Source organism: Mycoplasmopsis bovigenitalium, assembly GCF_002356075.1.
Classification (GTDB): Bacteria; Bacillota_I; Bacilli_A; order Mycoplasmatales; family Metamycoplasmataceae; genus Mycoplasmopsis; species Mycoplasmopsis bovigenitalium_A.
In genome coordinates, this window is the sequence record NZ_AP017902.1 from 651,720 (window position 1) to 675,307 (window position 23,588).

Annotated in this window: 18 protein-coding genes; 4 read left to right on the plus strand and 14 right to left on the minus strand. The window is 28.3% G+C overall.

What is annotated here, in order from left to right:
- Nucleotides 1-141: 141 nt before the first annotated feature.
- Nucleotides 142-1,794: an IS1634 family transposase gene (locus tag MBVG596_RS02860; protein ID WP_096386962.1), complete on the plus strand. Its 1,653-nt coding sequence runs from the start codon at nt 142-144 to the stop codon at nt 1,792-1,794.
- Nucleotides 1,795-1,969: 175 nt separating this feature from the next.
- On the opposite strand, the gene eno is transcribed toward MBVG596_RS02860, so the two are convergent.
- The 4 genes from eno to rpmF form a co-directional block, all read right to left on the minus strand.
- Entirely contained in the window at nt 1,970-3,343 is a 1,374-nt protein-coding gene (gene eno, locus MBVG596_RS02865) for a phosphopyruvate hydratase (protein ID WP_004421476.1), read from the minus strand.
- Nucleotides 3,344-3,356: 13 nt separating this feature from the next.
- A complete protein-coding gene (gene thiI, locus MBVG596_RS02870; RefSeq protein WP_096386965.1) occupies nt 3,357-4,493 on the minus strand; it encodes a tRNA uracil 4-sulfurtransferase ThiI in 1,137 nt (378 codons plus the stop codon).
- On the minus strand, nt 4,471-6,042 hold the full coding sequence (locus MBVG596_RS02875; RefSeq protein WP_096386967.1) for a hypothetical protein: 1,572 nt from the start codon (nt 6,040-6,042) through the stop codon (nt 4,471-4,473). The genes thiI and MBVG596_RS02875 overlap by 23 nt, the downstream gene beginning before the upstream one ends.
- Before the next feature lie 93 nt (nt 6,043-6,135).
- Nucleotides 6,136-6,336 carry a 50S ribosomal protein L32 gene (gene rpmF / locus MBVG596_RS02880; protein ID WP_096386970.1) on the minus strand — a complete coding sequence of 67 codons (201 nt, stop codon included), beginning with the start codon at nt 6,334-6,336 and terminating at the stop codon, nt 6,136-6,138.
- A gap of 327 nt (nt 6,337-6,663) precedes the next feature.
- Here rpmF and metK point away from each other — a divergent pair, with 327 nt between their 5' ends.
- Nucleotides 6,664-7,806: a methionine adenosyltransferase gene (gene metK / locus MBVG596_RS02885; protein ID WP_096386974.1), complete on the plus strand. Its 1,143-nt coding sequence runs from the start codon at nt 6,664-6,666 to the stop codon at nt 7,804-7,806.
- Between the two features lie 225 nt (nt 7,807-8,031).
- Here the strand turns inward: metK and MBVG596_RS02890 are convergent, their stop codons facing one another.
- From MBVG596_RS02890 to cypl, 10 genes are all read right to left on the minus strand, one after another.
- Entirely contained in the window at nt 8,032-8,946 is a 915-nt protein-coding gene (locus MBVG596_RS02890; protein ID WP_096386979.1) for an aromatic motif membrane protein, read from the minus strand.
- 2 nt (nt 8,947-8,948) lie between these two features.
- Nucleotides 8,949-9,761 (minus strand): aromatic motif membrane protein, encoded by an 813-nt coding sequence (locus MBVG596_RS02895; protein ID WP_096386983.1) that lies wholly within the window; start codon nt 9,759-9,761, stop codon nt 8,949-8,951.
- Nucleotides 9,754-10,749: an aromatic motif membrane protein gene (locus MBVG596_RS02900; protein ID WP_096386986.1), complete on the minus strand. Its 996-nt coding sequence runs from the start codon at nt 10,747-10,749 to the stop codon at nt 9,754-9,756. The genes MBVG596_RS02895 and MBVG596_RS02900 overlap by 8 nt, the downstream gene beginning before the upstream one ends.
- Nucleotides 10,727-11,437, minus strand: coding sequence for an ABC transporter ATP-binding protein (locus MBVG596_RS02905; RefSeq protein WP_096386989.1), 711 nt, complete (start codon nt 11,435-11,437; stop codon nt 10,727-10,729). Before MBVG596_RS02905 ends, MBVG596_RS02900 begins: the two co-directional genes overlap by 23 nt.
- The gene (locus MBVG596_RS02910; RefSeq protein ID WP_096386992.1) at nt 11,437-13,248 is read right to left on the minus strand and encodes an ABC transporter permease; all 1,812 of its coding nucleotides are present in this window, start codon (nt 13,246-13,248) and stop codon (nt 11,437-11,439) included. The genes MBVG596_RS02905 and MBVG596_RS02910 overlap by 1 nt, the downstream gene beginning before the upstream one ends.
- Nucleotides 13,249-13,426: 178 nt before the next feature.
- The gene (locus MBVG596_RS02915; protein ID WP_096386995.1) at nt 13,427-13,834 is read right to left on the minus strand and encodes a hypothetical protein; all 408 of its coding nucleotides are present in this window, start codon (nt 13,832-13,834) and stop codon (nt 13,427-13,429) included.
- A complete protein-coding gene (gene gltX / locus MBVG596_RS02920; protein ID WP_096386998.1) occupies nt 13,825-15,222 on the minus strand; it encodes a glutamate--tRNA ligase in 1,398 nt (465 codons plus the stop codon). The genes MBVG596_RS02915 and gltX overlap by 10 nt, the downstream gene beginning before the upstream one ends.
- Before the next feature lie 149 nt (nt 15,223-15,371).
- Nucleotides 15,372-17,117 carry an ABC transporter permease subunit gene (locus MBVG596_RS02925; RefSeq protein ID WP_096387001.1) on the minus strand — a complete coding sequence of 582 codons (1,746 nt, stop codon included), beginning with the start codon at nt 17,115-17,117 and terminating at the stop codon, nt 15,372-15,374.
- Complete coding sequence (locus tag MBVG596_RS02930; protein ID WP_096387004.1) at nt 17,081-17,824, minus strand: phosphonate ABC transporter ATP-binding protein; 744 nt, start codon at nt 17,822-17,824, stop codon at nt 17,081-17,083. Before MBVG596_RS02930 ends, MBVG596_RS02925 begins: the two co-directional genes overlap by 37 nt.
- Nucleotides 17,817-19,136 carry an ABC transporter thiamine pyrophosphate-binding lipoprotein p37/Cypl gene (gene cypl / locus MBVG596_RS02935; protein WP_148664019.1) on the minus strand — a complete coding sequence of 440 codons (1,320 nt, stop codon included), beginning with the start codon at nt 19,134-19,136 and terminating at the stop codon, nt 17,817-17,819. The genes MBVG596_RS02930 and cypl overlap by 8 nt, the downstream gene beginning before the upstream one ends.
- A 197-nt stretch (nt 19,137-19,333) precedes the next feature.
- Between cypl and gyrA the strand changes: the two genes are divergently transcribed.
- Complete coding sequence (gene gyrA / locus MBVG596_RS02940; protein WP_096387010.1) at nt 19,334-22,069, plus strand: DNA gyrase subunit A; 2,736 nt, start codon at nt 19,334-19,336, stop codon at nt 22,067-22,069.
- Between the two features lie 10 nt (nt 22,070-22,079).
- On the plus strand, nt 22,080-23,519 hold the full coding sequence (locus tag MBVG596_RS02945; RefSeq protein WP_096387013.1) for an MAG5620 family putative phospho-sugar mutase: 1,440 nt from the start codon (nt 22,080-22,082) through the stop codon (nt 23,517-23,519).
- The last annotated feature ends 69 nt before the right edge of the window (nt 23,520-23,588 follow it).

Here is a 23,588-nt window from a genome sequence, read left to right on the forward strand (position 1 = left end):
TTTTCCTGCGTTTCCCAGTTTTAAGCGATAAATTAATCTAATTTAACTATTTTTTTCACTCCATACTATATATAGTATGGAATTTTTCATATTTTTTAATTTTATAATTGCATTTAATTACATTTATGATATAATAAGAATATGGAAAAACAAGATTTGATGCTATTTAATGTTCATGGAAATAAAAAGGGCGTTTTATATAAATATGTTGGCTGGTCAAACGGATTCAATAAAAATCCAACAAGATGGTTTAGTTTAGGAAATGTAGAAAAACTACTTGAAATTAACGAAAACGCAATCGAGATAATAAAAAACAAACTTAAAAACTTCACTAGACAGGATAATCCAGATAAAGTTAAACATGCGCTTCTACACTCGATTGAAAAAGAAAAAATCCAACATACAAGTATTTGCGTTGGCAATGAATTAATAAGTGAATTTATTGAAAAACACAACATATTTAAACAATTAAAAGCCACAAGACATAAAAATATGAATGAAATATTTAATTTCTTAGTGGCGAAAAGAATTATTAATCCCACAAGTATATACAACTCATTTAATGAATCAGATGAATATTCAACAAATATCTTTTCTTCTAAGAATAGCTTTTATAGACTTTTAGACATTGTTCACGAAAACAAAGACCAATTGCTTTTTTCAATAAATAAATTAGTTGAATCGGAAACAAAAAGTAAATTAGATGAAATCTATTTTGATTCATCTACAGTGTATTTTGAAAGTTTTAGCCGCGAAGGACTTAGGGTTCCTGGGTATTCTAAAGATGCCAAATTCAAAGAAGATCAGATTGTGATTGGTCTTGCGTGCGACAAAAATGGTATTCCTATTTACATGAAAGTTTTCAAGGGAAATACAGGGGATTCAAGAACAATGATTCCATTTATATTAGAACTTGAAACTAAATTTGGCATAAAAAATATAACAATTATTGCTGATAGAGGGATGAGTACAAATGCAAATATCCGTTTTTTAGAACAAAGAGGACACAATTTTATAATCTCATATAGAGCAAAATCTGGTAGTCAGAATTTTAAAAATTGGATTTTAGATCGCGAAGGATACATTGGAGATTCTGAATTTAGATACAAAGAAACAGAATATGAATTTAATTGAAAAAATACAAGATTTAATGGTAAATTAAGAAGAAGAATTGTAACTTATTCAAAAACAAGAGCAAAAAAAGATAGAGAAGATCGCGGAATTTTGATTGATAATTTCCGTAAAAAACAAGACAAAAGCGGTTATGTTGATTCAACAAAAATGTTGGGTACAAAAAAATGCAAATTCTTTAAACAAATATCTAAGTTTAAATTTGAATTAGACTTTGAAAAAGTCACAAAAGATTCTGAATTTGATGGTATCTATGTTTATGAAACAAATATTTCAAATATTTCTGCTGAAAAAATCATTGAAAAGTACGCGAACCAATGAAAAATTGAAACAAATTTTAGAGCATTAAAAAGTTTTTTACAAATTAGACCGGTTTATGTGAGACTAGACGAACACATAATAGCACACTCAATATTATGTTTTATATCACTTGTTTTATTAAAACTTATTACTTATAAGATAAACAAGTTTTATGAGGATTATGGTGTAATTGACCATTTATCTGAACAAAAACTTATTAATATATTATCCAAACTAAGAGAAAGAGTTGATATCAACTCAAAAACAAAAGAAATCATTAAAAGACAAAGAGAAGATTCGAAAACAATAAAAGATATTTGAAGCGAATATGATCTTATTAAAAAAATTGTAATTAAAAAATAGCATAAAAATAACGAAAAGCACTATAAATAAGGCTTATTCGTTATTTTTATTATTTGAAACTGGGAAACTCGGGCAAATGATGACAACAAAGAAGCCTAGGCTTCTTTTTTTGTATAAAAAACGTACAGACTAAATTAAGGTCTATACGTAATTTATTTAAAGTTATAAACGAGGTTTAAACGTGTCTTTTTAAATTGAAATATGTTTTATCACCATCAAATTTTGAAGTTTCGCCTAATTCATCTTCAATTTCAAGTAGTCTATTGTATTTTGCAATACGGTCAGTTCTAGATAGTGAACCTGTTTTAATTTGTCCAGTATTCAAAGCAACTGCAAGATCAGCTATTGTTGTGTCTTCTGTTTCGCCTGAACGGTGTGATACAACGCAGGTAAATCCAGCTTTATGAGCTAATTCCATTGTATCTAATGTTTCGGTTAATGAACCAATTTGGTTTAATTTAATAAGAATTGAGTTCATAACATCTTTTTTGATAGCTTCTCTTAAAATTTCTTGGTTTGTAACTGTTAAGTCATCACCAACGATTTGTAGTCTATCACCTAAACGTTTTTTCATTAATTTAAAGCCATCTCAGTCGCTTTCAGCTAAACCATCTTCAATTGAAATGATAGGGTATTTGTTAACTAGTTTTTCATAATAATCAACCATTTCTTCGGTTGTGTATTCAAGTTTAACATCTTTTAGGTGTTCAAAACCAGGACGTTTTTCTTCAATAGCTTGTTTTAATTTTTTGAACACATATTTTTTTGATTTTTCATCATAAAATTCACTTGAGGCAGGGTCCATTGCAATAGCAACAGCTTTATCCCCTGAAGTTGCAGGAACAAGTCCAGCAGCTTTAATTGCTTGAACCATGTAATCTAGGACTTCTTCATGTGATTTTAGGTTTGGGGCATATCCACCTTCATCACCAACAGTTGTTCCGTGTTCTTTTTTAAGAAGTTTACCTAAGTTGTGGAATACCTTATTAGCCATTTGCAATGCTTCTCTAAATGATTTGGCACCAACCGGCATAATCATAAATTCTTGCATATCAACAGTGTTTGAAGAGTGAGCACCACCATTCATGACATTTAACATTGGCACTGGCAATGTTCTTGCGTTTGTTCCACCGATGTATTTGTATAGTGGTAAACCACATTCATTTGCGGCAGCACGAGCAACAGCTAGTGAAACACCAAGAATTGCATTAGCACCCAATTTTGTTTTGTTTTTTGTGCCATCTAATTCAATCATTCTTAAGTCAATGCCTCTTTGGTCGCTAACTTCGAAACCTATAATTTCAGGCGCAATAATTTCGTTAACATTTGTAACGGCTTTCATAACACCTTTGCCACCAAATCAGTTATCTGCGAATTCAGGAAATTCCTTGTCTCTTAATTCACAAGCCTCTCTAGTACCAGTTGAAGCTCCAGAAGGAACCATTGCAACACCAATTGCATCTAATTCAGTTACAACTTGAACAGCTATTGTTGGATTGCCTCTTGAATCCAATATTTCTCTTGCATAAATATCAATAATTTTCGACATATTTGCTCCTTTATTATTTTATTTTGATAATTTCAACATTTTTTTCAATTATATTACATTCAAAATTTTTTAATTCAGAAAGTTCATTTTCTAGTCTCTCAACTTGAGTTAATTTAGGTTTTGTCACTGGTTCTTTTGGAGCAAATAACTCGCAGGTTTCATTTGCTGGAATGATACTTATTTCATAAGTGCCAATTTTTTTTGCGATATCAATAGTTTCAACCTTATCTTTTGTTAGTAATGGTCTTAAAACTAATTTGTTTGATGAGTCATTTATTACTGATAAAGACTCTAGAGTTTGTGAAGCAACCTGACCTAAATTTTCGCCATTTGAAAGAGCTATGTAGCCTTGTTTATCAGCTCACATTGACGCAAGTCTATAAAAACTTCTTCTTAGTAATGTTATTTTAAAAGAAGGGTTTGAGACAAGAGAGATGTAATTTAGAATTTGTGAATAATCTATTAAAATCAAATTTGATTTTTGTTGGTATTTACTCAATACATTTATTAGATTTTTCATTTTATTAACAGTTCGTTCATCAGTTTGGGGTGGAGAAATAAATGAAAGAAAAGTTACTTCAAGCCCTCTTTTCATTAGCTCAAATGCGGCAACTGGCGAGTCAATTCCGCCACTCATCAAGTGTAAAACCCTGCCAGAAACACCAACAGGTAGTCCACCTAGTCCTCTGATTGTTTCAGTGAATATAAATGTTGATTTTTCTCTAACTTCAACATTTATATTTTTTTGTGGATTGTGTACATCAACTTTTATTGATGGGAAGCTTGATAGTATGAATCCACCTAATTTTGTATTGATTTGGGAAGAATTAAGCTCAAAACCTTTATTAGATCTTCGGGCTGATACTTTAAATGTTTGTGTATCTTCTGAAACTAATTGTTTTGCTGCATTGAATATTTCATCAATATTATTTTCAACTTCAATAACAGGAGAAAATGAGCTTATTCCAAAGACGTTGCCAAGTTTTTCAAGATTATCAAGTGAATAACTAACAAACATTCGATCATATTTTGATTGTGGTTTTTCGCCAAGGGCACTTGAAACATTTCTTGATAAAATGTCTATAAAATTTTGTCTATTTTTCCCTTTTAAAGTTAATTCACCATATCTAATTAATATTTTTGTGTACATTCAATTTCTCCTTGTTTATTGTGTCATGCAACATTTTAAAAGCTTGTTTATACTTAAATTCCTTTAAATATGAGTTTGCTAATCTAATTTTTTTATCAATATTTTCGTTATCTAGTCTGAGTGGCAATAATTTATTTATTAAGTTAGTTGACATTGCGCAATAAATTTTGCTTGTCATTGCTATTTGGTAAACTTCAATAAGTTTGTTTGAAAGCTTTTTTATATCAAATTTAGTTAGTTTAACTTGTGTTTGTTGTAATGTTTCGTAAATATTAATTAATTCGTTAAATTTTGTTTGATTTTCCATTGAATTTTCCATTGAATTCTTCATTGAAATTATTTTTATATATCAAACTTCTAACATTCTTAATAAATAGTGTAAATATTCTGATTTTTTATTTAATTTTGTATCAATGTATACTATTTTGTTAATATCAAGTATGAATTTGTAAATTGAACTCACCAAGACTGTTAATTGTAAAATATCATTGTCTTTTGATTCATTCAATTGTGTATCAAAATTATTTAATGCCTCATAATATTGTGATATATCTTTGTTTTTAGCAATTTTAACTTTTTCACTAATTTCACTCAATTTTTGTCTTGCATTATTTAAAATTTCTTTTAAATCTGATATTGTTTTGGTTGCAAATTGTTTGAATTCTTCTTCAAATTCTTCTTCCTTAATTAATATATTAATTTGATTTAATATTTTCTTTGCATCCATTAAATTATCTTGAAAAAATCTATTTTTAAAGTTTGATTGCATTGATAAAAGGTTATTTTTAATACTGTCAATTGAGTCTTTAATTTTTCCTGATTCTTTTGCTTTTTCAATAGTTTTAGGCAAATATTTAAAGACTAATCATTCTATAGATTCAATGTGACTTATTTTTTCTGCAAAAGCGGTTAGACGTTTTGATTGCTCTGTTAAAATAGATGAAACATCACGTAAGTTACGAGAATTTTTTTGACTTTCTAGTTCAATGGTTATTCCTTTAAGTTCAGTCAATTCTTTTTTTAGTAAAGGGTGGGAAACTGATAAATTATTTTTATTTGCATCTAACTTTTTATCAAGTTGATTTAAAAGCTCAAAGGAATTAAGTACAACGTTTTCAATCACATTTAAGTGTTTATTTATTGTGTCGCTAATAGCAGAAAATTCGGAATTTAATGCTATATATTCTTTATGAGCAGAAATAAAATTTAAATAATTTTTCTTGCAGACAGTCAAATTATATTTTTTTAGAGATTCTAAAAAATTATTTTTACATTCTTGTAATTTTATTGTAATTTTTTCGATATTTTGAGATATATTTCCTAATTTAGTTAAATCACTTTGGTATCTATTTGAATCTTTTGACAAATGTTTAATTCTTGCAATTGCTGCTCTATTATTTGAATTATTTTTAACAATTTGAGCACTCATTTTGCTTATGTTATCTCTGTAATTTTGTAGTTTGCTATTTCTTATAATTAAAAATACTACTGCAATTAATGCAATAAAACAAGCAATAATAACGACTGGAAGAAAATATTTGTATCACATAATTCCTCTTTAAAATATAGTTTATTTATATTTTATTATATTAATTTTAATATTAAAAAAATCTGCAAAGCAGATTAAAAGTGCACTGGATTATTATTGGGTACGTGAATTGATACTTTTGTAACCTTCAACGATTTTTTCTTTATAAAAGCCACAGAATTGGCAAACTTTGTGTTGTTGAATTTTGTTTGAACAATTTTTGCAGTCTACAAGGTTTTGTGGAACTAACGCATGGTGTGTACGTCTTTTGTGTTTACGTTGTTTAGACGTTTTACGTTTTGGAACTATAGCCATAATTTCCTCCTTAAATATTTTGTTAAGATCTTAATTATTTATATTTAAATAACGTAATGTAATTATAAGATAAATTAGATAAAATAAAAATAAAAAATATGGTGCTTTTTAACCGAAAAATAAGGTTAAAATCAAAAAAAATGCTATCAAAAAAGTGATAATAGTTTATTATTTATTTAAACATAAAGAGTTGCTTAGCTTGACAGCATTGAGGCATGCCAACCCCTCTAAGGAAGGTGGATTGTTAGGGAGATTTCTCCAACATGTTCTAATAAGATTGTGAAAAGAGCTCTTTTGTTTTTTAACTAAAAGGAGCTTTTTTATATTATGAATAAAAAATTATTTACTTCTGAAAGTGTTGGCCAAGGACACCCTGATAAAGTTTGCGATCAAATTTCTGATGCAATTTTAGACGCATATATTACTCAAGATAAATATGCTCGAGTAGCAATTGAAACCGTTGCTACTGGCAATGTTTTGTTAATTGGTGGTGAGGTTTATGCGAATGCTAGTGTAGATGCAGTGGAAATTGCTAAAAATATTTTAATTAAACTAGGTTACTATTCTGATCAATTAAAAATTATCACAGATATTAAAAAACAAAGCCCAGACATTAGCCAAGGCGTTGCACAAGAAAATAATGAAATTGGCGCAGGTGACCAAGGTATTATGTTTGGTTATGCAACTACTGAAACAAAAACATATATGCCACTAGCCATTTCAATTGCACATGACCTTGTAAAATATGCTGATAAATTGAGAATTGAAGGCAAGTTTAAGTGAGCAAAAGCTGATATGAAGAGTCAAGTTACTGTTGATTACACTGATTATGAAGAAACAAAAATTGATACTGTTTTAATGTCAATACAACATGATGAAAACTATGATGAAAAAGAATTCAAAAATTTTGTGAAAAACAATATTATTTCAATTGTTTTGGGAAAATATGGATTCAAAAATTGTGACAAAATTTTAATTAATCCTACTGGCAGATTTGTTATTGGCGGACCAGTTGGGGACACTGGATTAACCGGTAGAAAAATTATAGTTGATACATATGGAGGCGCCGCTAGACATGGCGGTGGAGCATTTAGTGGTAAGGATTGTACAAAAGTTGATAGATCTGCCGCATATGCTTGCCGTTGAATAGCCAAAAATTTAGTAGCCGCAAGACTTGCTGAAAGAATTGAAATACAAGTTTCTTATGCCATAGGTATTTCTAAACCAGTTTCTGTCAGTGTTTATACTTTTGGAACAGAAAAAGTTGAAAGAGATCTTATTAGAGAAGTTATTAATAATTTGTTTGATCTAAGGCCAGCTGCCATTATTGAACAACTGGAATTAAGAAACCCAATTTACCAACAAACTAGTTATTTTGGCCACTTTGGTAGAGATGATTTAGATCTTCCATGAGAGAGATTGAACAAAGTCAAAGAAATTGAAGAATATGTTAAAGAAAGAATTTTCTAAATATCTTGTTTATGTTAAAATAAACTTATAATTTATAAATAAATGAGGAAAATATGAGAAAAATTGTTAGACAAAAAAATAAAGAACGTGCAGCAAAAAGATTGCACAAACTACAAAAAGAACAAGCAAGAGATTTAAGAAGAGCACAAAGAGCTCAAGCCTCAGAATAATTATTAATAATCCTTAAATTTTTCTTGATTCATAAAAATATAAAAAAATTGGAATTTACTTTTCCAATTTTTTATTTTGCGTATCATCCACATCGACAATTGTGAATCTAAGTGGCTCTCCGCCGTATTCATTATCAAATAAGATTTTAGGGGTCCTACCGCCCGAAACATTTCTATACATTTCCAATGCAGAAACATATTTCGAAAGATCAAATTTTTCCAATTCTTCAGTATTTTTAAATAGTTTAGGGTAAATGTGCGAATAAGTAAATATTTCTACATTTATTTTTTGTTCATTATTTTCAGTTGGATTAGATTCTTTATTATGCATTGATTTTTGTAGTTTTATTTCGAGTATTGCCCCTTCACCAGTTAATATAAAGAAATTAATTTCTTTGTTTTGTTCATTAATATTTTCAAACATAACGTGTTGAAGTGCTTGATTAGTTTTAGGACGGTGGAATGCTCCTAAATCAAGCGAATTTTTTTGAATATCTAAACTGTGAATTTCTAAGTCGGCCTTAAATTGGTCAAATGTTTCATAGTACGCAAAGGTAAAACGATCTAGGTTAAACAAAAATCAAAGTCAATTTCGTTTAAATAACTCACTTAATTTTGGTCTAAATTTAGATAGTGGTAGTACTTTACCTAAATCTTCTGACCTTTGGAAAGCGGTTACGTTGTTTGCGTACATTAAATATTCTTTTATTTCCGAGAAGTATTTGTCATCTATTGCCTTTTGTTCATTAATATATTTAGCTTTTTGATCAGAATCATTGCCAAACACTATTTTAAGAAGTGAATCAATATATTCATATTTTAAAAATAGTTGTCATTTTTTTTCTTTTTCATTTGTTTTTTCAGTGTGCTGAGTAAATTTTGTTGTTTGCTTATTGCAAGCTGTTATTAATATGGGAGAACTAATTAATGAAGTAGTAATTAGTGTTTTTAAAATATTTTTAAATTTCATTTTTATCCCCCCAAAATTAACACACCAAGTTCAGGTAAACCATAGTTAACAACAAGATCGTGTTCAAAGCTGTTATATCCTTCTTGGTTGTGGTGAATAATAGCATTATGAACAATGTCTGAGATGAGTTTTATGGCTATATTGTTGTTTCTAGCTCAAGGGAAATAGATGAATTTATCAAAAATAACCTTTTTTGTACCTTGTTGACGAGTTATAAACATTCTAATAATTAGCTTATACTTTTTCAAGTAAAAAACATCATCCGGTGATTCTCTTGATTCATCACCTACTTCAAGTTTGTCAAGGTAATTATTAGTGAATTTAAAATCATTTTGTATTTCTTTGTTTTTAATATTTTCAATGAAAATTTCAGAATGTTTAGCATTGCCTTTGGGTTCAAGGGTTCATCAATTAGTGTATTTTCAAGTCAGTTTATCAATGTTTCTTAACAAAAACATTCAATTTTTTGTGTAAAAATCATTGAATTTTGCAATAGTTTCTTGTGTCATTGGGCGAGAATATTCTTTAGAAATAGCTGCTAACTCTTGTAAAAGTAATTCATTATTCTCTTGTGATTTTACAAACTCTGTTTTACCAACTTCATCATTTTTGAATTGTTGATTTAGGATACTCTCGATAATTTTATCTGTTTTAATTTGGCTTTGATCAATGATTTTAGGCACATAATCAAAACCAGAAGGGCGTTCAGATTTTAGTTTTGAATAGTCATAAGAAGCACAAGATACAGTTAAAATTGGGGTAGAAATTATTAATGGCAATGATAATTTTGTCAATACTTTTTTAAGATTATTCATTTACAAACCTCATACTAAATCTAATTATATTGAATTGATCTTTGTCAAAATCATTGCTATTTGTGTTAATTTTATTGCGTGAATTTAAAGCATCAACAAAATAATCATTGTATTGGTATATACCTTGAAACTCCATAAATTTATCATCAGTGTATTGTTGTATAAATTGCTCCTCATTGAACTCTTCATCTTCGAATTCCGCTGCACTCTCTTTTTCTTCTTGATAATCTTTTTCAAATTTAGATTTTCGTTTCTCGTAAATTTCTTTTTCAATTGATTTTAATTCATTTTCGATATTTGTAGCATCTTTAAAATAAAGTAAATCTGGGTGAATTTGGATAACAACATTTCCATTATGTTTATATTTAAATATTCTTAATGCAACATTGTTATAAACCAAGTATCATGTTTCTTTTTCTTGAAATTTGTTGTATCTAGCCACCTGTTCAATCTCTTGAAATGGAATAGTTATTAACTTTGTAGGAGTTGTGTTTTTTATTGAATAAATAAGAGAACCAAGTTCATTTTTAACGTGTTCAAACAATTTTTCTTCTATATTGAAAGCGCGATATCTGTCTCCATATGGGTTAAAAATAAATTTAAATTTATCAATATTATTTAGTGTCCAATATCAATCTTTTGATAATGTGTTTTTGATGACATTTTTTGAAGTATTAGCTAAATACTGATATTCTCCACCAACATTATGAACGCTTTTTGAAATAAAAATTGGATCATAAACAAAAGCATATTTAAGTTCAGAAAACTTTGAATAAGGAAGATTTTCTTGTTGAGAAATATAAATGTTTGCTACATCGCTTTTATTTGAAGTGTAACTTTTCAACATTTTTGCAATATGCTCATTTTCGTATAACTTTGATTCATTTTTTACGTTTTTTTCTTGCTTTTGTTCAATGTTTTTAGTGCAACTAATTGTAGAAATTGACAATAAAATTGGTGTAAGACTATGAAGAAATAACTTTTTCATAAAACAAGCTTTCTAATGGTTGGTTTTTGGCACCAGAGTATAAAATTTCGCCTTTGTGAATTAATGTTACTGAGTTTACGTATTTATCAATTTCTGCTAAAACGTGTGATGATATTAAAATTGTTATTTTTTCATTGTTCAGTTTTTTTAATAGTGTAAATAATTCATAACGAGCAGTTGGGTCAAGGTTTGCTGCTGGTTCATCCAAAATTAATAATTTTGGATTATGTAATAATGCCTGAATTAAAAGAATTTTTTTCTTTTGCCCTGATGAAAATGTGTAAGGTTTCTCATTTTTTAATTCTTCGATTGCGAATAATTTTAAAAATGAATCAATTCTTTCATTAGCTATATTTTTATCAATACCTGACAAGATAGAAAAGTTATATAAATAGTCAAATACACTCAATTCACGGGGGAATATGGCAACTTCTGGAACATAACCGATTATTGAACGAGCTTCAGCATTTTTGACATTTATATCATTGATAAAAATATCTCCTTGATAATCAACATAAGCGCCAATTATAGTTTTAATGGTTGTTGTTTTACCTGCCCCATTTTCACCAATAAATGCATGAAAATTACCTTCAGGAATTTCAAAGTTTACATTTTTTATGCCTCTATTTGTTTTGCGGAATATTTTTTGAAGGTTAGCAATTTTTAATATATTTTTTGCTTTAATCATTATTTATATTCCTTTCTTTTATATACAAAATAAACTGAGGTAAATAGGATTGTTATTGCGCCAATTCATAGTGCAAAATATAGATTTTTATTCACGACTAATTTGTCGCGAGTTATTGAATACATTTGAGGAGATGCTGTGAATAAATAATTATTGTTTGAATCTGTTAAGTTGTATCTAACTATAACTTTGTCATTTTTCCCATTTTCACCCTTTTTAATATAAAGTTCTTTATTTATTGAGTCAAATCCACCTATTTTATAAAAAAATCCGTTAATTGTTAACTTAATTTGGTTATTGCCATAACTATTGTTAATTGAGGTATTTTTGATCATTGCTTTGAAAAGTTTTGTGTCTTGGTGGTTGAAGTAAATGTAATACATTAAACTAGCTGCAAAATAAATTTTTCTCTCAATTTCTGATTGAAGTTTTTGTTCTTTAACAGCGAATTCATTGAATATTGTTATGTTTGCATTTTTGTATTGATTTATAGGGCTTTTAGAATCATTTACATACTCAGAAATTTTACTCATCAAAGTATCATGTAAATTATTTAAATTGTCATTATTTATATTGATTTTTGCAACAAATTCAGCAGCTATTTTATTGAACTGTTTATCTTCCAAGGCTTCTTTGACATTTGTTCAATGAAGCTTACCAACTAAGTTGTTTTGAGCCGAAAATTGTGAATTATCTTCTGGAAAATCATTGTTTATTTCCGATGCTCCTTCACGAGCATAAATTACCCCAGAATTAGCAACATTGGCTATCACAGAATTAGATTTGATTAGGCCAGGTGTTATGTAGTTGTTTGTTGCTTTTCCTTGACGAATTGTTTGGTATTTTGTATATTTTGGTTCAGTATCAAGTTTATATTTGTATGTTATTCTATCAAGATCATTGTAATAAACATAGTCACTTAAATTACTATAAGTGTTTGGCTGAATGCTTTCAAATACATTTTTATTGTCTTTGTTAAATACGTCTAAAAGTTGATATGGCAATGATAGTCACGAATAAACTTGTCATTCAATAGATGAATTTTGTGATAGCTTCATTACATCGTTTAGATATTGATGTTGTTGTTTTGAGAATTGTTCATTATTTAGGCCATTAGGTAAAATCAATAACTCATCTTTATTATTGTTTATAAAAAATGGTTCAACATTGGCTTCATTACCTGCTAAGTGGTAAGGATATTTCTTGTTTATAAAATATGCTGCATTGTTTATGTTTGTTGTTGAATTTATTGAAAGCAATGCGCCACCTAATGAAAGAGGTATAAAGAATGCTAATGGCAATGTAATTGCTATTTTTTGGTTCAATTTATTTGCAATCAATGAAGTAATCAATGAAATTAATAAATATGTGCACAATCCAACAAAAAGATATAATAATGAATATAAAATTCAATAATTTATTGAATAAACACCATAAAGAGCTAGCAATGCCGAAATTGTTAAAACACCTAATCAAATTAAGCCAAAATAGGTTAGTGTTAGTAATTTACCAAGCACTAAATTGCTTCTAGATAGTGGCTTAGATAAGGTAATTAACTCGAGTCCTTCTTGCTCAAAATCTTTGAAAATATTCAAAGCTTTTATTGATGCAAAAATTACTGTAATTATTAATATTGCAAAAGCATATAAATATGAAGTCAAACTCAAATATTTTTCATTAATTGCAAAATTAATTACTAAACCAAGTACAAAAGAACTAATTAATACCAATAATGGCATAATTATTGTGCTTTTTTTCTTCATTATTATGTTGAATGCAAACCGCGAATAATTAAAAGCTGTTGTTTTCATCATAAATCCTTTCAAATTTTATGATTTCAGCTTATCTTTATATGTTAATGGCAGATTTTAGTTGTTAATAAAACACTAAATTAATCTGTAATAATGTTACACTAATTAGCTAATTTTTGAAAATTATTTTGTTGTTTTGAATATAAAAACACACAAGCTATGTGTGTCTATTGCAAAATTACTCAAAAAGTTCAATGAATATTTTAAATTCACCCATCGGATCATCATGCATTGAGAATAGTCTATATTCAAAATTATGATTTTGCTCGCTGAATTCATAATTTGTTAGCAAAGTTTTTAATCCGAAATTATTACCATTAACATTAATTTTTGAATATTCACTTAGTTCATTAAGTCTAAATTCCAAGGTTGCAAAATCATTTAGCATGTTGATTCTTTTTGGATTAAATTCTATTCTAGTTGCTTTTTTGCTTTGGGGATCAATGAATGTTAAAGTAGTGTATTTATAAACTTCTGAATCATATAAATCTTTAAATTCTGTTTGTTCAATAGTGGTTTCTGCTTCAAATTCAACAATATTTTGTTCACCGTTTTGTTGAGCAATTGATTTAAATTTTAATTTCATGATTTTAATCTCTTAACTACACAATCTTTTCCAAATAAATATATTGCTTTAGCCAACTCTGGACCATGTTCAGCATATGTAGTTGCTTTTCTAATTGGCATGAATAATTTTTTGCCAGTAACTGATAATTTTGATTTAGTTTGCTCGATTGCTAATTGGATGTTTTCAATAGTAAATTCAATTGAATTCAACAAATTGAAAAAGCAAGAGACAACCATTTTTTCTTCACTTGATAGATCAAAACTTGGTTGAATATCTTTGTTTAAATATTTATTTAGATGATGTTTAAGTTCATCAATTGTTGCGCAACTTTCTTTAAAAGTATCAACGAATAATGTTGACCATTCATTATTTTCAATTTCTAATTTACTTATAAGATTTTGAGTCGAAATATTTTTGAAATATTGTTTTGAAAATCAGTTCATTTTAACAATATCAAATTTAGAAGGCGATTTAGAAAGTCTAGAAGGGTTAAATTTTTCGATTATTTGTTGTTTTGACATTATTTCACTCGAATCTTCTGCAGTTCAACCCAACAAGGTTAAAAAGTTAAATAACGCTTCGGGAACATAACCTTCATTTTTATAATCTTCAATAAATTGTTTTAGCGATGTGTCACGTTTCGAAAGTTTTTTACCTTCCATATTTGTTATAACTGTTAAATGTCCAAATTGAGGAGCGTCTCAGCCTAAAGCATTGTAAATAGCCAATTGTTTAGGCGTGTTAGTTATATGTTCTTCGCCTCTTAAAACATGTGTGATTTCCATATCATAGTCATCAATAACAACAGCGAAATTATATGTAGGATAACCATCAGATTTAAAAATTACCCAATCACCTATGTCGCTAGAATTAAAATCTATATTCCCTCTAACTAAGTCATTTCAGCTAAGAGATTGATTTTTTGGCATTGAAAATCTTATTGAAAATTCCCCGGAATCATCTCTTCTTTTTCTTTCTTCTTCACTGATTTTTAACCAGTTTTTGTCATATTTAAATGATGGAATTCCCTTAGCTTCTGATTCGCTATGTTGCGCTTCCAGTTCTTCTGCATTGTCATATGCCTTATATGCAAAGCCCTTCTCGATTAAAAGATTTGCAATTTCGCGATATCTGTCAAGTTTTTCACTTTGACGATATTTTTTGTATTTAGGATTTGGATTAAGAGGGCTTTCATCAGGAATTATTCCTAGTCATGCTAAATTATCAAGTTGACTAGCCTCACCGCCGGCAACATTTCTTTTTATATCGGTATCTTCTAATCTAAAAATAAAATCGCCATTGAAATGTTTTGCATATAAGTAGCAAAATAATGCGGTTCGAGCACCTCCAATGTGTAAATATCCTGTTGGACTTGGCGCATATCTTGTTCTAACTTTTTTTGTCATATTGATGCCTCCTATATAAATTTAAATTTTAAACTAATTATATAAATTAAGTAGAATTTTATTTATGGTTTGTTTTTAAACAAAAAAATTTACTTATACATTCGTTTTATATTCATATTAGTAAAAAAATAAAACCATTATAAATAGCTTTATTTCTTTATTTTTTTATTGATTATAGCACCAGTTATATTGATAAGAAGTATTGAAAAAGTTGCTATTCAAATATAAGACATTGCTTTTGCTGGTTCATATGCTCTTAAATCTAAATGTGTTTCAATTGCTTGACCAATATGTAATTCGCCTGTTGCGAACACAGAATATGTTATTGAGTTTCTAAAAATTAATTCAAAATAAAATAAACTTAAACTAATGAAGTCATATTTTATAGAAGGAAGAACATATTTTCAAAATATTTGATTATTAGTATAACCAGCAATTTTTAAATTATTTATTACTTCACTATCCAAACTTTCAATTGCCTGAGTCAAATGTTTTGACTTGCTATACATTTCATGGAATCCGATAACTAAAATAACTATTGTTATTGGGTTTGCGAACATTGGTAAAAATAGATATATTAAGACAACGCTCGGGATTTGTCTACATATGATAATTATGCTTTTGCTTATTACTGACACAGGTTTTATATTGATATTTAAAGGTTGAACTCGTATAAATATCATTGTAAAAATGATACAAATTGACAAGGCAGCTATTGTAAATTGCAATGAATTTCAAACAAGCAATATTGGATTTAGTCTTGGGTCAAGATTCCTAAAATTAAAGTGTGAAAAATCAGGTTTAAATAATACTTTTATGAATGTTTTTGTTGCGGATAAGTCAAAAAGTCATATTTTTGTTGTTGCTAATGTGAAAATACTCATTATTGCAAAGAACAAAATTAATAAATTATTAAAGATCTTTCTTATATTGATTGTTTTTGCCAATTTTGCATAAATTTCAAACTTGTATTTGCTATTAAATTTAATCTGTTTAGAATTTGTTTCAAGTAGATATTTTTTAATCAAATAATTAGATAATTCGAGTAATAAAACAAATAGTATTAACACAGTCATCGGAATACCTAATTGGCTATAAAAATTTGTTGTTTTTGCAGCATAATTAATTAATATTCCAATGCCTGGTAGCGACAATGCGCTCAATAATGATGCTCATCTAATATTTGACTCAAATGAATATAAAAACAATGCAATAAGTCGATTTTTGATTCGTGGAATTACTTCATTAATGAATGCTCTATGTTTACTTTGTCCTTGGTTAATAGCAATGTAATAAGGTTCTAAATCAAATGAGTTAAGCATATCTAAGTAGTATTTGTGTAATCACAGTCATGTAAATCAAATATAAACAGCCAGTAAACTTAATTCATTTCGAAAAACTTTTGTAACAACATTAATGAAAACCAATTCAGGAAAAGCCCTTAAAACTAGCATTAATATGCCTAAAACGAATGAAAAATATTTATTATTGTGCTTAGAAAATGAACCATAGGAAGTGATTAAAGCAAAAATAAATCCAATAAAAGTTCCAGCAATCGCTATTTTAATAGTTATTCATAAACTTTTAATAGTATCTAAAAAGAGATTTGTATATTCGTTTGTTAATGAATTTGTTAATCTTGTGCTTTTGTTACTAAAAATGAATAAATTTTGAAATTTTCGAGCAACATTTTTAATATTTTCAATTCTTATTGAGCTTGAGCTATTGTAAAGCGCTATAAAAATTATCGCTATTAATAAAATTGAGATTATATGTCAATAAATAGGCCTAATTTTTCAAGAAGTTGCCACTCCATTTTTATTGACGTATCGATATCTAAATAAATTAGTTTCTTTATTTATTTTTCTATTTTCACAGCTTGTTTTAGTTGCCAAGTTTCAATTTCCTTTGTTTCCATATCAAATAAAATTTTGGTATTTTTAATTGCTATTACTCTGTCAAAATTTTCCTTTATTGAGTCTAAATCGTGTATATTCACTAAAACAGTTTTTCCCTTGTTTGCTAAATTTCTAAGGATTTTTAAAACGATTTTCGCTGTTTCTTCATCAAGGTTTGAAGTTGGCTCATCTGCTAATATTAATTCGCATTTTTTAATTAATAATTTAGCAAGTTCTACTCGTTGTTGCTGTCCACCACTTAAGTCCGAAACACGATAAAATGCCTTATCCAAGATACCCAATTGGTTTAATTTTTCGAAAATTTCAATCTTTTGTATTTTGGTAAGCAAACCAAACACTTTAAAAAATCAATTTTTATAATTTGTTTGAGATTTAGCAACGTTTTGATAAACACTTTCAGATGAAATTAGGTTTGCTTTTTGTGTTAAGAAGCCAATTTTTTGAATTAATTTTTGTTTTCTAGTTTTTTTTATTTTTGATAAATCTTGGTCAAAAATTTTTATATCGCCATCATAGTTTAGTGCACCTACTATTAATTTAAATAAAGTACTTTTTCCAGCTCCACTTGCCCCGATAATAGCAACCATTTGACCTTTTTGAATAGTTAAATTGATATTATTTAAAATAGGCCTCTTCTTTGAATATTTTGTTGATACATCTTTAAAATCAATAATATTAGTCATTTTTTGGTTCTTCAATTTCCTTGATTAAATCTAATTTAGTTTCAGCTTGAACTTGTAATTTTATGAATTTTTCAAAATTATCTAAATTTAAAGCGTAAAACTTATTATATCCAGTATATTTTCCGTAAAGATTTTCCTCAACACTTAGAGAATTAAGTGTTTTGGTCAATAACTCAACTTGTTTATTGCTTAAGCCACTACGACCAATTGCAACATCATACGGCGCTGGGTTTGTTGTAATTAATACTCTGACAACATCATTATTTTTGTCATCATAAGGCTTATTTTCTTGATATTTGCTTGTTTTGAAAAGATTGCTATTTTCTGTATTTTTTGTTCAGTTGTATACACCCTCATCATCGAAAGCAATTCTAGGTGTAAATGAATTGGATTCTTTACCAATTTGATCTTGTGCTTTAGTGCCTTTGAAAATTTCTTTTGCACCCGATTCAAAATATTCATTAATTTCTTTTATTGTTTTGTTAAAATGGCGAGCAAGCAAGGCAACTTGATATTTATATGACCCAGATTTTGATTTATCTTTAAATATAATTCCATGCTTTACAAATTTTTCTCAATTTCTATCATTTCAATCTTTTGTAATTTCATCTCTTTTGGCTTTATCACCAGAAATGAAAATTACACCTCTATAAACAAAAGTCAATTGATTTGGTTGATAAAAATTAGAATATTTTGACCCATCAAAGGTCAGTTTATCTGATTTATGTCAATCTGGATAGTCTACATTAGTTTTTTGTACCCATTCAATATTATTTCTTTGTGCTTGTTGGCGTAACGGGTCAGAATCTTGGCCATCCACGTAAAATAGTGAGTCCTTTGTTTGTCAATTAAATTTCAGAGTGCTTGTTTGAGCAATTAGTTTAACATCGAACTCTTTATTAAATTGATTATTTTGTCAAAAATTATTAATATATGTTGTGTAGTTTGCAATGTAAATGTCTTTGTTTTTATCGTTGTTTTCTAATTTAGAAAAGTATGAATTTTTGTCATAGTCAACATCAAAATTAAAATCAACATCTGGCAGATTTTTTGTAAGCGGATCTGAATCTTTGAGGCTTTTAAATCTTGATTTTAATAACTTAATGAATTGATTTTCAATTGAATTGGGATTTTTATCATCTTTAAAACCTGGGTTAATTCATGAATTAACAATTGTTATTTTTGAATCTCATTTTTTTGCAATTTCATCTTTGCTTTCTTTACTTGAAATTGCAGTTGCGGCGCATGAACTTGAAGCAAAAACGCTCGCAAGTAAACTTGCGCCAAGTGTAAATATTTTTTTCTTAATCAATTTTTTCTCCTTAACAAGGTGAGGAATAAATAGTGTTTAGCCACGCATGAATTACCATGATCTGCTAATAGGTATAATCTCAGCCTTTTACAGCACCCTTGTCACCATAAATTATACCATTAATAATCTCTAGATTATAAGTTCAAAAAAAATCATTTTTAGTATAATTTAAATATTAATATTAATTAGGAGAACATATGGAAAAAGATAAAGAATTAGACAAAAATTTAATTGAACCTGATTACATTCCTGACGAAGAATTGTTTGTAGCCTTCAAAGAAGAACCAACCCCTGAAATTGAAGAAGATGAAGAAGAAATACCGCAAAATAAAGAGGATTATGTTGTTCAAAGTCAAATAATTGATCAACCAGTTGACGGTTTATTCCCAGTAGACATCAATAAAGAGATGAAAAACTCATTCTTGGAATACGCAATGAGTGTTATTGTCTCGCGTGCACTCCCTGATGCAAGAGACGGACTAAAACCAGTTCATAGACGTATTTTGTATGATATGAGTGAATTAGGTATTACTCATTCAACTCAACACAGAAAAAGTGCTCGTATTGTTGGGGATGTTTTGGGTAAATACCACCCTCACGGCGATTCATCTGTTTATGAAGCAATGGTACGTATGGCACAAGATTTTTCAATGCGTTATCCTTTAGTTGATGGTCATGGTAACTTTGGTTCAATAGATGGCGATGGGGCCGCTGCAATGCGTTATACAGAAGCAAGAATGAGTAAGGTTGCTTCTGAAATGTTGGATGGTATTAAGAAAAATACTGTTGATTTTGTTGATAACTATGACGCAAGCGAAATTGAACCAGTTGTTTTACCATCCCGTTTTCCTAATTTACTAGTTACAGGTGGTTCGGGTATTGCTGTTGGTATGGCAACAAATATTCCACCTCATAATTTGACCGAATCAATTGATGCTACTATTGCTGTCGCAAAAAATCCCGAAATTTCAATTGATGAAATAATGCAATATTTACCAGGCCCCGATTTTCCAACTGGAGCCACAATTTTAGGCACAAAAGGCATTCAAGAAGCATATAAAACCGGTAAGGGTTCAATTCCAATTCGTTCAGTCGCAAAAGTAGAAGAATTTAAAAATGGTAGAAGCCGAATAATTGTTACTGAAATTCCATATGAAATTAAAAAGACTGCAATCATTGAAAAAATTGCTGATTTAGTAAAAGATAAAACAATTGAAGGCATTTCTGACTTAAGAGATGAATCAAACAGAGAAGGTATTAGAATTGTTATTGATGTTAAAAGAAATGCCAATCCATACATTTTATTAAACAAACTTTATCGTCAAACAAACCTACAAGTCAATTACAATGTTAACTTTGTTGCACTTGTTGACGGTGAACCCAAATTGCTTAACATTAAACAAGCAATCGAAGTTTATTTAAAACACCAAGAAGATGTTGTTACAAGAAGACTTAAATTTGATCTTGAAAAAGCTAAAGATAAACTTCACGTTTTGGAAGGCCTTAAAATTGCTGTTGAAAATATCGATGAAGTAATTGCAATAATCAAAAAATCTCGTAATGATGCAGAAGCACAACAAAGTTTAGCGCAAAGATTTTCTTTAAGCGAAAGACAAACAAAAGCGATAGTTGATATGCGTCTTGGTCGTTTAACCAGTTTAGCAATCGACAACATGATTCAAGAAATGAATGAATTGATAGCTGAGATTGCAAAAATCGAAGAAATTTTAGCTGATCATGCAAAATTAATTCAATTAATTATTGATGAACTAACACTAGTTAAAGAAAAATACGGTGATGCAAGAAGAACTCAAATTGATTTTGAAGCTGGTGACAAAATCACTGATGAAGATCTAATTAACAAAAGAGAAGTTGTGATTACTACATCAGCCAAAGGTTATGTAAAAAGAATTGACCTTGAGGAGTATAAAACTCAAAGAAGAGGTGGTGTTGGTGTTACAACAATGAAAACCTATGACGACGACGATGTTGCTTCTTTAATTACTTGTTCAACTCATACTGATTTATTATTGTTCTCAAATCACGCTCGTGTTTATAGAATTAGAGCTCACGAAGTTCCTGAATTATCAAAACAATCAAAAGGTGTGCCATTTGTGAACTTGGTTCCAAATTTAAACACAAAAGATGGGGAAATAATTGTTTCAATTCTACCTATAAATGAATATAAACAAACAGAATTCTTATTCACTGTTACAAAATTCGGTGTTATCAAAAAAACCTCACTTGACAATTATCAAACAATTAATGCTAATGGAAAATACGCTTTTAAACTGCGTGATAATGACGAATTAGTTAGAGCAATAGTTGTCAATGATGAATCATTAATTATGATCGCTAACAACGAAGATCGAATTGTTAAATTTAACTCAAAAGATATTAGACCAATGTCTCGTGTTGCAACTGGTGTTAAAGGAATCACTCTAGCGAATGAACAAATTGTTAATTCTGCATCATCAAGTCTTGAGGGTGAATTGGTATTGACAATTGGCTCACAAGGTTTCGGTAAACTAACTCACCATGAACAATTTAGATTAATTAAGCGTGGTGGTAAGGGTGTTAAAGGTATTAATGCTAAATCAGCAGGTAATATTGTTTTTGCGCGTTTTGTAAATCCAACTGATGAATTATTAATTATTACCACAAGCGGTCTAACTATCAGAATGCTAATTAAAGACATTTCAACTATTGGAAGAAGTGGCAAAGGTGTTAAATTAATAAACTTAAAAAACAAAGAAAAAATTCAAGCTGTTGAAGTTATTAAGTCAAGTGAGGAAGAAGACGAAGAAGCAGCTAAAAAATCTTCAGAACTAATAGATTTAATTAAACAACAAACACAAGAATATAAAGTTGATGAAATCGACGATGAAGAATTCGTTGATGAAAATGACGATGAAAATGATTTATTAGCTTAATTGAGGAAATATGAAGGATTTGCTACATCTCTATTCGGATAGATTGTATTTCAAAAATGTAACCGAAAAAACTCCTATTAAATACGGATCACTAACGCTTTTAGCTTACTCAATTGATCTTGCACTTAATAAAAATAGCAAAATTTTAGTTACGATTTTAGGCAAAACTCAACATCAATACATACGTAAATTATCAGCTTTTTTACAAACAAAAAAACACCAAATTTATACATATGACAAACCCGTATCTTCATCTTTATGAATTGACGAATTAGCCTTTAAAACGAATGAATTAGATTACCTTATTAAGATATTTATTGATTCAAAAAATCAAAATGCTTATATTAAAATATTAGACAAAAATCTCCAATCAATAAACAAAAATTTACTTGAAAAAATTATTCAATCTTACAATGAAAATATGGTGTTCAAATTCGACAGCACCACTGCTCAGTCATTTAACAACATAAAATATCAAACAATTGTAAACTCAAGCACTTCAAAAAGCGGAATTTTAAAACCATTTATCGGCATAAGACAAAGATATAAATCTAAAACTTATTTGTTTCACCAAAATAATTTAAATAGTTTCGAAATATCAAAATCATTACTAACAAATTATCCAAGCGATTTTATTGCCAAAAATAAATCATTGTCAATAAAAAAAATTAAAACATTACTATATTTTTTTGAAGCGTATTTCGCTCGCGAGAAAATATCAAGCATAATTCATCAAAACGAAATTGACAAGATAGATATTTTTCTTCGAATCAATAATAAATTCCAACTAATTAATTCGAATTTACTGGCAATGATATATTTAGATTTTTATTTAGAAGAATACAAAAGAGCCCATGTTGATATTTCAAAATTCATTGTCTTAATTCCGCACTCAGCCAACAATGGCATTAAGGAATTATTGAGTCAATACAACGTGGGTTGAGAATATTTTGATGAAGCAACATATAAAGATCTGTTGAAAAATCCAAACTATGTTTTTGTGTACAACGAAAATAATTTCATAGCTAATCCTAAATACTCAAATGAATTTAATAATCATTACTTTATTACTTGTTTAATTTGAATGATAAATTCGTATTTAAATCGAAACAATTTATTGTCGTTTAAGCATAATAGAATAATAGAGTGTTTTGGACAGTATAAACAAGTTAATTTTCAACATAAAATAGTTGTTAAAAATATTGACCATTTGATTGAATTTACAAAAGAATTCGTAAAAAATAAATCATTGAAAAATATACAAAATTGTTCTGCAATTTTAAGTTATGAAGATAGTAAGTTTTACTTGTTTAAATTATCAAATTTAAAAAATCACGAAATAATCGTTTATTATGATTTTGCTGCTGATAAAATTAAGGTTATCACAAACCTTTGTTATGTTTATAAATTCAAACCAGTATTTGCATTTTTTTGACACATTCAAAGCTAAAGTTTTAACAAGCAAAATCTTTAAATTGATAAAGAAATTTTTATCTAAAAAACATAATAATAAAAGTAG